The 8,329-nt window shown below is 61.8% G+C and carries 8 protein-coding genes; 6 read left to right on the forward strand and 2 right to left on the reverse strand.

All coding sequences use genetic code 11. The features are described 5' to 3' along the window. Window positions 1–128: 128 nt before the first annotated feature. Both fdhA and CAF90_RS25890 read left to right on the forward strand, forming a co-directional pair. Entirely contained in the window at window positions 129–1,328 is a 1,200-nt protein-coding gene (gene fdhA / locus CAF90_RS25885; RefSeq protein WP_007959809.1) for a formaldehyde dehydrogenase, glutathione-independent, read from the forward strand. Between the two features lie 247 nt (window positions 1,329–1,575). Then, window positions 1,576–2,133, forward strand: coding sequence for a DUF2780 domain-containing protein (locus CAF90_RS25890; protein WP_007959813.1), 558 nt, complete (start codon window positions 1,576–1,578; stop codon window positions 2,131–2,133). A gap of 1 nt (window position 2,134) precedes the next feature. On the opposite strand, the gene CAF90_RS25895 is transcribed toward CAF90_RS25890, so the two are convergent. Continuing rightward, window positions 2,135–3,022 carry an acyltransferase gene (locus CAF90_RS25895; protein WP_085608923.1) on the reverse strand — a complete coding sequence of 296 codons (888 nt, stop codon included), beginning with the start codon at window positions 3,020–3,022 and terminating at the stop codon, window positions 2,135–2,137. Between the two features lie 265 nt (window positions 3,023–3,287). Between CAF90_RS25895 and CAF90_RS25900 the strand changes: the two genes are divergently transcribed. From CAF90_RS25900 to creD, 4 genes are all read left to right on the forward strand, one after another. Beyond that, the gene (locus CAF90_RS25900) at window positions 3,288–3,791 is read left to right on the forward strand and encodes an ATP-dependent zinc protease (protein ID WP_007959815.1); all 504 of its coding nucleotides are present in this window, start codon (window positions 3,288–3,290) and stop codon (window positions 3,789–3,791) included. A gap of 74 nt (window positions 3,792–3,865) precedes the next feature. After that, a complete protein-coding gene (gene creB, locus CAF90_RS25905) occupies window positions 3,866–4,546 on the forward strand; it encodes a two-component system response regulator CreB (protein ID WP_007959816.1) in 681 nt (226 codons plus the stop codon). Beyond that, the gene (gene creC / locus CAF90_RS25910) at window positions 4,546–5,961 is read left to right on the forward strand and encodes a two-component system sensor histidine kinase CreC (RefSeq protein WP_085608924.1); all 1,416 of its coding nucleotides are present in this window, start codon (window positions 4,546–4,548) and stop codon (window positions 5,959–5,961) included. The genes creB and creC overlap by 1 nt, the downstream gene beginning before the upstream one ends. 82 nt (window positions 5,962–6,043) lie before the next feature. Further along, window positions 6,044–7,414, forward strand: a complete 1,371-nt coding sequence (gene creD, locus CAF90_RS25915; RefSeq protein ID WP_085608925.1) for a cell envelope integrity protein CreD — start codon at window positions 6,044–6,046, stop codon at window positions 7,412–7,414. Between the two features lie 87 nt (window positions 7,415–7,501). Here the strand turns inward: creD and CAF90_RS25920 are convergent, their stop codons facing one another. Then, entirely contained in the window at window positions 7,502–8,131 is a 630-nt protein-coding gene (locus CAF90_RS25920) for a glutathione S-transferase (protein ID WP_085608926.1), read from the reverse strand. Between the last annotated feature and the right edge of the window lie 198 nt (window positions 8,132–8,329).

The raw sequence follows: 8,329 nt of genomic DNA on the forward strand, positions 1-8,329 counted from the left end.
GTGGGAGCGGGCTTGCTCGCGAAAGGGCCATAACTGACAACGCAAAACCAACAAGCAATAACCCGAGCACTTAACGCGCTGCCTGCCTGGGCGGCGCGGTTCCATAAAAACAACAGCGAGGTGAAAGCATGTCTGGCAATCGTGGTGTGGTGTATCTCGGCGCTGGCAAGGTCGAAGTACAGAAAATCGACTATCCGAAAATGCAGGATCCGCGCGGCAGGAAGATCGAGCACGGTGTCATCCTGCGTGTGGTTTCAACCAACATTTGCGGCTCCGACCAGCACATGGTGCGCGGCCGTACCACGGCGCAGACCGGTCTGGTGCTGGGCCACGAGATCACTGGTGAAGTGATCGAGAAGGGCTCCGACGTCGAGAACTTGAAAATCGGCGACCTGGTCTCCGTTCCGTTCAACGTGGCTTGCGGGCGCTGCCGTTCCTGCAAGGAGCAACACACCGGCGTCTGCCTGACCGTCAACCCGGCCCGCGCCGGTGGTGCCTACGGTTACGTCGACATGGGCGACTGGACCGGTGGCCAGGCCGAATACGTGCTGGTGCCGTACGCCGACTTCAACCTGTTGAAACTGCCGGACCGCGACAAGGCCATGGAGAAAATCCGTGACCTGACCTGCCTCTCCGACATTCTGCCGACCGGTTACCACGGCGCCGTTACCGCTGGCGTTGGCCCGGGCAGCACCGTTTACATTGCCGGCGCGGGCCCGGTCGGTCTGGCCGCTGCTGCTTCGGCCCGTCTGCTGGGCGCGGCGGTGGTGATCATCGGCGACGTCAACACCATCCGCCTGGCCCACGCCAAGGCTCAAGGTTTTGAAGTGGTCGACCTGTCGAAAGACACCCCGCTGCACGAGCAGATCGCCGCGCTGCTGGGCGAGCCTGAAGTGGATTGCGCGGTGGACTGCGTGGGCTTCGAAGCCCGTGGTCATGGTCACGACGGCGTCAAGTCCGAAGCCCCGGCCACCGTGCTCAACTCGCTGATGGGCGTGGTGCGCGTAGCCGGCAAGATCGGTATCCCGGGCCTGTACGTGACCGAGGATCCGGGTGCCGTGGACGCTGCCGCGAAAATGGGCAGCCTGAGCATTCGCTTCGGCCTCGGCTGGGCCAAATCCCATAGCTTCCACACCGGCCAGACCCCGGTGATGAAGTACAACCGCCAGCTGATGCAGGCGATCATGTGGGACCGCATCAACATCGCCGAAGTGGTGGGCGTGCAGGTCATCAGCCTCGACCAGGCGCCGGAAGGCTACGGCGAGTTCGATGCCGGCGTGCCGAAGAAGTTTGTGATTGATCCGCACAAGTTGTTCAGTGCGGCGTAAGCGAAGAGGCAATAAAAAAACGGCGACCCTGGGTCGCCGTTTTTTTATGAGGGGTACATCACTGTTCTCGCGTTTCACGACGCGCCTGTGCCATTCATCGCCCGGCGTTCGGACTTTCACGTTTCATGCACGTCTTCGGTATGAAAATGGCTGGCCCGCGCCGGAACATGCCGGCGGATGCCCGGTCAAACCGGGCAGTTTGACCCTCCCTTGACGGAAGGTCTTCACGCCACAAGAGGATGTCTGAATGAAGATTTCACGCGGTTTTGCCCTGGCATCGCTCCTGACCCTGGCGGCAGGGCCGGTGTTTGCCGGTTTCAGTTTGAATGACGTGGCTGGCGCGGTATCGGGCATGCAGGGCGGGGACAAGGCTGCTGCTGCAGCGCCGACGTCGGAAACCGCCGGTTTGTTGAGTGCCTTGAGCGCGCTGAACGTCACGCCGCAGCAAGCGGTCGGCGGCACCAGTGCCATGTTGGGCCTGGCGAAAAACCAGCTCAGCAACACGGATTATTCCGAACTGGCCAAGGAAGTGCCGGGCATCGACAAGCTGTCGGGCGGCAGCGGTAATCTGGCGGCGTTGAGCGGCTTGCTCGGCTCGTCGGGCAAGTCCGCCGGGCTGGAAAATGCGCTGGGCAACGTCAAGGACACCAATGACCTGAACAACGCCTTCGGTGCGTTGGGCATGGACAGCGGGATGGTCGGCCAGTTTGCCCCGATCCTCCTGCAATACCTCGGTCAGCAGGGTGTCGGCGGCTCGTTGCTGCAAAGCCTGGGCAGCATCTGGGGCACCGGCACCAACGGTTGACTCAGCGGCGCTCGCCCTTGAGTTCGGCGATGCGCTGATCCTTGAGGGTCCAGAGCTGGTTGACCCAGTTCTGGACCTTCTCGCGAAACACCGGATCGTTTTCGTAATCGCCCTGCCACAGGGCCGGATCCAGCTCGCGGGTCTGGATGTCGATGATCACGCGCGGCACGTTGCCGCTGATCAGGTCCCAGAACCCCGGAATCTTCTGCTGTGGATAAACCACGGTGACATCGAGAATCGCGTCCAGCTGTTCGCCCATCGCCGCCAGTACGAACGCCACGCCGCCGGCCTTGGGCTTGAGCAGGTGGCTGAACGGTGACTGTTGCTGAGTGCTTTTGGCCGCGGTGTAACGCGTGCCTTCCAGATAATTCACCACTGTCACCGGCTGACGCTTGAACAGTTCGCAGGCGGCTTTGGTGATTTCCAGATCCTTGCCGGCCAGCTCCGGGTTCTTCGCCAGGAACGCCTTGGTGTAGCGCTTCATGAACGGGTAATCCAGCGCCCACCAGGCCAGGCCCAGGAAGGGCACCCAGATCAGCTCTTTCTTGAGGAAGAACTTGAAGAACGGCGTGCGTCGGTTGAGGGTCTGGATCAGCGCCGGGATATCGACCCAGGACTGATGGTTGCTGATCACCAGGTAGGACGTGTCGCTGCGCAAGTCTTCGCCGCCGCGAATGTCCCATTGGGTGGGGATGCACAGGCGAAAGATCAGCTTGTCGATTTCCGCCCAGGTTTCGGCGATCCACATCACCGCCCACGAGGCGTAGTCGCGAAAGCGCCCCGGCAGGATCAGCTTGAGCAGGGCGAACACCATCAGCGGGCCGAATAGCACGAGGGTGTTGGACAACAGCAGCAGGGTGACGAAACAGCCGGTGAGCAGGCGGCGCATAAGCAACTCTTGGAAAACGGATGGGCGCGCCATGATAAGTGGCTTCGGCCGGCAGGCCAAATCCGCCGGTGACGAATGTTTCACCTGTGGCGCGTTAGTCTGATCGTTCCCACGCTCTGCGTGGGAACGCCGCCGGGGACGCTCTGCGTCCCTGTGACGCGGAGCGTCACCTGATGCATTCCCACGCGGAGCGTGGGAACGATCAAGTAAACAACGGTCTAAAATCTCGCGTCTGACGCCCCCATTTCCCAAGGAAGCCCCTTACGTGAAATCCCTCCTTGCACTGCTTTCCCTCGTCGCCCTGCCGGTGCTCGCCGCCGAACCGACCCTGTACGGTCGTTACGAATACATCGCGCTGCCGGAAATCGGCGGTGAAGTGCTCAAGGCCAAGATGGACACCGGCGCGCTGACCGCCTCGCTGTCGGCCAAGGACATCGAGACGTTCAAGCGCGACGGCGAAGACTGGGTGCGTTTCCGTCTGGCTACCAAAGACGCCAGCAACAAGGTGTACGAGCACAAGGTCGCGCGGATCAGCAAGATCAAGAGTCGCTCGGATGAAGAAGACGAGGGCGAAAGCACCGAAGTGGCCAAGCGCCCGGTGGTCGATCTGGAGCTGTGCCTGGGCGACGTCAAGCGTACCGTGGAGGTCAACCTGACCGACCGCAGCAACTTCAACTACCCGTTGCTGATCGGTGCCAAGGCCCTGCGCGAGTTCGGCGCGGCCGTGAACCCGGCTCGGCGCTTCACAGCGGATAAGCCGGACTGCTGAAACCAAGTGGTCTCATTGACGTAACGCCGGGCTTGGGGCACCGTTCGCGCACTTAACCCACAGGCTCGGACGCCATGCCTCATATCCTGATTGTCGAAGACGAAGCGGCGATTGCCGACACGCTGATTTTTGCCTTGCAGGGCGAGGGCTTCACCACGACCTGGCTGAGCCTGGGCGCGGCGGCGCTGGAGCATCAGCGCCAGACCCCGGCGGATCTGATCATCCTCGACATCGGCCTGCCGGACATCAGCGGCTTCGAGACCTGCAAACAGCTGCGTCGCTTCAGTGAAGTGCCGGTGCTGTTTCTCAGCGCGCGCAACGCCGAGATCGATCGCGTGGTGGGCCTGGAAATCGGCGCCGACGATTACGTGGTCAAACCGTTCAGCCCACGAGAAGTGGCGGCGCGGGTCCGGGCGATTCTCAAGCGTATGGCGCCACGTCCGGTCATCGAAGCCTCCTCGGCGCTGTTTCGCATCGATCCCGAACGTGTGCAGATCAGCTATCGCGGCCAACCCCTGAGCCTCACCCGCCACGAATTCCGTCTGCTGCAATGCCTGCTCGAACAACCCGAGCGGGTATTCAGCCGCGAGCAACTGCTCGATGCGCTGGGCGTGGCGGCGGATGCCGGTTACGAACGCAGCATCGACAGCCACATCAAAAGCGTGCGCGCCAAATTGCGTCTGGTGCGCGCCGAGGCCGAGCCGATCCAGACCCATCGCGGCCTCGGTTACAGCTACAGCCCGGGGCACAGCTGATGTCGCTGGGGCTGCGGATTTTCCTGGTGTACGTGCTGTTCATCGGCCTGACCGGGTATTTCGTGCTCAACACCGTGATGGAAGAAATCCGCCCCGGCGTGCGCCAGTCCACCGAAGAAACCCTGGTCGACACCGCCAACCTGATGGCAGAAATCCTGCGGGACGATTTCAAGGCCGGCACCCTCAACCAGAATCGCTGGCCGGAGCTGCTCCGCGCCTATGGCGAACGCCAGCCGAAGGCAACGATCTGGGGCCTGGCAAAAAACCAGGTCAACCACCGCATCTACGTCACCGACGCCAAGGGCATCGTGGTGCTGGACTCCAGCGGTCTGGCCGTCGGTCAGGACTACTCGCGCTGGAACGACGTCTACCTGACCCTGCGCGGCGAATACGGCGCACGCTCCAGCCGCAGTGACCCAAATGATCCGAATTCTTCAGTGATGCACGTCGGCGCGCCGATCCGCGACAACGGCGCGATCATCGGCGTGGTCACCGTGGCCAAACCCAACAGTTCGCTACAACCTTATGTCGATCGCACCGAACGCCGTTTGCTCGGTTACGGCGCCGGGTTGATCGTCCTCGGCCTGCTGCTCGGCGCCGTGCTGTCGTGGTGGCTGAGCCGCGCGTTGCACCGCTTGACCGTGTACGCCCAGGCTGTGAGCGAGGGCCGGCGGGTGGCGGTGCCGCATTATCGCGGCGGCGAGCTGGAGCAGTTGGCGACCGCCGTGGAACAGATGCGCACCCAGCTCGAAGGCAAAGCCTACGTCGAGCGCTATGTACACACGCTGACCCATGAATTGAAGAGCCCGCTGGCGGCGATTCGCGGTGCCGCCGAGTTGTTGCAGGGCGAGATGCCGGCGGATCAGCGATTGCGCTTTGTCGGCAACATCGACAGTGAAAGTGCACGCATGCAGCAGTTGATCGAACGTCTGCTGAACCTTGCCCAGGTCGAACAGCGGCAGGGTCTTGAGGAGCGCGTCGCAGTGCCCTTGGCGATGCTGGTGAATGAGCTGCTACAGGCACAGATGTCACGCATCGAAGGTCGACAACTGCGGATCGAGCAAACCATCGCGCCGGATCTGGCGTTGATCGGCGAGCCGTTTCTGCTGCGTCAGGCATTGGGCAATCTGCTGGAAAATGCGCTGGATTTCACGTCGCAAAACGGTTTGCTGCGCTTCAGCGCCGAGCGGATCGGCGAGAAGGTCGAGCTTCGCCTGTTCAACGAAACCACGCCGATTCCCGACTATGCCTTGCCCCGTTTGAGCGAGCGTTTCTACTCTTTGCCACGCCCCGACAGCGGGCGTAAAAGCACCGGACTCGGGCTCAACTTCGTCGAAGAGGTGGTCAAGTTGCACGGTGGTTCGATGCGCATCGGTAACGTCGAAGGTGGGGTGGAAGTCGTTCTGCAGTTGTAGTCTCCACACAAACTCCACATTCCTCCCATAAAACCCCCACATCCCCTTTGCAGACTCTGCCCATCGAAACAGGGAGAGTCCCATGAACAAAAGTCTGACGATAAAACTCGGGGCCATTGCCCTGCTGATCCTGGTATTGCTGGTGCCGCTGTTGATGATCGACGGCATCATCGACGATCGCCAGCAACTGCGTGACGGTGTGCTGGAAGACATTGCCAGAAGCTCAAGCTACAGCCAGCAACTCAGCGGGCCGGTGATGGTTGTGCCGTATCGCAAAGTGGTGCGTACCTGGAAAACCAAAGAGAAGAGTGACGAGCGTTACCAGGAAATCGGTGAGGAACGTGGACGCCTGTATTTCCTGCCGGAGCGCTTTGAACTCGACGGCCAGGTGCAGACCGAGCTGCGCGCCCGTGGCATTTACGAGGCGCGGCTGTTCCATGCCGATAACCGCATCAGCGGGCATTTCACGGTGCCGGCGCAGTTGGGGATCAAGGAAGACTTCGTCGATTACACCTTCGATGCGCCGTTCCTGGCGGTCGGCATCAGCGACATTCGCGGGATCGAAAACGCGCTGAAGCTGGAACTGGGCGCGCAGCGTCTGGACTTCGTGCCTGGCACTCAGGTCGGCTGGCTGGGCGAGGGTGTGCGAGTGACGCTGCCGGCGCTGGACACCAGCAAGACCACGGAACTGGCCTTCGGCTTCGACCTGCGCCTGCAAGGCACCGGCTCGTTGCAGGTGCTGCCGGTGGGCAAGACCAGCCGCGTGAACCTCGCTGCCAACTGGCCGCACCCAAGCTTCATCGGCAACTTCCTGCCGGCCAAGCGCGAGATCAACGATCAGGGTTTCACCGCCGACTGGCAGACCTCGTTTTTCTCCACCAATTTGCAAGAAGCGATGAGCCGTTGCGTGTCGGGCAATGATTGCGAGGCTTTCAACGGGCGCAGTTTCGGCGTGAGCTTCATCGATCCGGTGGATCAGTATCTGAAGAGTGACCGGGCGATCAAATATGCGCTGTTGTTCATCGTCCTGACGTTCGCTGGTTTCTTCCTGTTTGAAGTACTGAAAAGCCTGGCGGTGCACCCGGTGCAATACGCGCTGGTGGGTGTGGCGCTGGCGTTCTTCTATCTGTTGCTGTTGTCGTTGTCGGAGCACATCGGTTTTGCCCTGGCGTATCTGTTGTCGGCCAGCGGTTGCGTGCTGTTGATCGGGTTCTATGTCTGCCACGTGCTGCGCAGCGTGCGGCATGGCTTGAGCTTTTCGGCGGGGCTGGCGGCGTTGTACGGCTTGCTTTACGGCTTGCTGAGCGCCGAGGATTACGCGCTGCTGATGGGCTCGCTGCTGCTGTTCGGTCTGCTCGGTGTGTTCATGGTGCTGACCCGCAATCTGGACTGGTACGGGATCGGGCAGAAACCGGCCAAACCGCTGGAATTCGATATCGGAGCGGTGCAATGAGCCGGTTCGTGGGATTGCGTGAGGAGCAGCGGGAGGCTGAGGTGTTGATGACGCTGATCTTTGCCTCGTTGCCTCCCGCCCGGTGCGTCAAACCTTCGGCATCGTCGCAATCATCGACGGCCGCTGGCTCACTTCAAAGAACCAGTTGGCCAGTTGCGGGTTGGCGTCACGCCAGCCCAGATCCGGGAAGCGCAGATCCAGATAACCCAGGGCACAGGCCACGCTGATCGAAGCGACGTCGAAGTGGCAGGTCAGTTCGGCAATCGCGTCGCGCTCCAGCAGGGCGAGGGCGCGGCGGATCTTCTCGCGCTGGGCCTCGAGCCATTCGTCCCAGTGCTTTTCCGGGGCGCGCAGCACTTGCTCGTAACGCACCATGACCGAGGCGTCCATGATCCCGTCGGCCATCGAGGCCAGGGTCAGGCGCCGCCAGCGGGCCGAGCCGTCGCGGGGGATCAGCGGGTTGCCGACGTGCTGGTGGTCGAGGTAGTCGAGGATCACCCGGCTGTCATGGATGACATTGCCGTCGGCCAGGCGCAGGGCCGGGATCTTGCCCAGCGGGTTGTCTGCGTTGAGGGCGGCGTCCGGGCTGACAGGGCTGAGTACGCAGTCCTGCAGCGCGACGCGATCCTGTTGGCCGGTCTCGTGCAGCAGCACCATGACTTTGCGCACGAACGGGGATAGGGTGTTGTGAAACAGGGTCATGCTGGGAGCGGACATGGACATTCCTCGGCAGTCTTCAAAGTGCAAAGGCGTAGCCTAGTAAGTTCCGGCGTGGCTGGCGAGAGTTTGATAGCGTCTTTGCAGACGCCTTCGCGGGCAAGCCCGCTTGTGTCTAGGTAAGGGAATAGACTCTGGGGTGAGAGGGGTGAATGGCAAGCTGTGAGTCCGCGGTGCTTTAAGCACGAGTGGGAGCAA

Source organism: Pseudomonas sp. B37(2017) (assembly GCF_002112885.1).
Classification (GTDB): Bacteria; Pseudomonadota; Gammaproteobacteria; order Pseudomonadales; family Pseudomonadaceae; genus Aquipseudomonas; species Aquipseudomonas paraglycinae.

What these genes read in the sequence shown, in the direction of transcription:
- fdhA (WP_007959809.1), top strand. Translation starts at nt 129, where the DNA reads ATGTCTGGCAATCGTGGTGTGGTGTATCTCGGCGCTGGCAAGGTCGAA.
- CAF90_RS25890 (WP_007959813.1), top strand. Translation starts at nt 1,576, where the DNA reads ATGAAGATTTCACGCGGTTTTGCCCTGGCATCGCTCCTGACCCTGGCG.
- CAF90_RS25895 (WP_085608923.1), bottom strand. Translation starts at nt 3,022, where the DNA reads ATGCGCCGCCTGCTCACCGGCTGTTTCGTCACCCTGCTGCTGTTGTCC.
- creB (WP_007959816.1), top strand. Translation starts at nt 3,866, where the DNA reads ATGCCTCATATCCTGATTGTCGAAGACGAAGCGGCGATTGCCGACACG.
- creC (WP_085608924.1), top strand. Translation starts at nt 4,546, where the DNA reads ATGTCGCTGGGGCTGCGGATTTTCCTGGTGTACGTGCTGTTCATCGGC.
- creD (WP_085608925.1), top strand. Translation starts at nt 6,044, where the DNA reads ATGAACAAAAGTCTGACGATAAAACTCGGGGCCATTGCCCTGCTGATC.
- CAF90_RS25920 (WP_085608926.1), bottom strand. Translation starts at nt 8,131, where the DNA reads ATGTCCGCTCCCAGCATGACCCTGTTTCACAACACCCTATCCCCGTTC.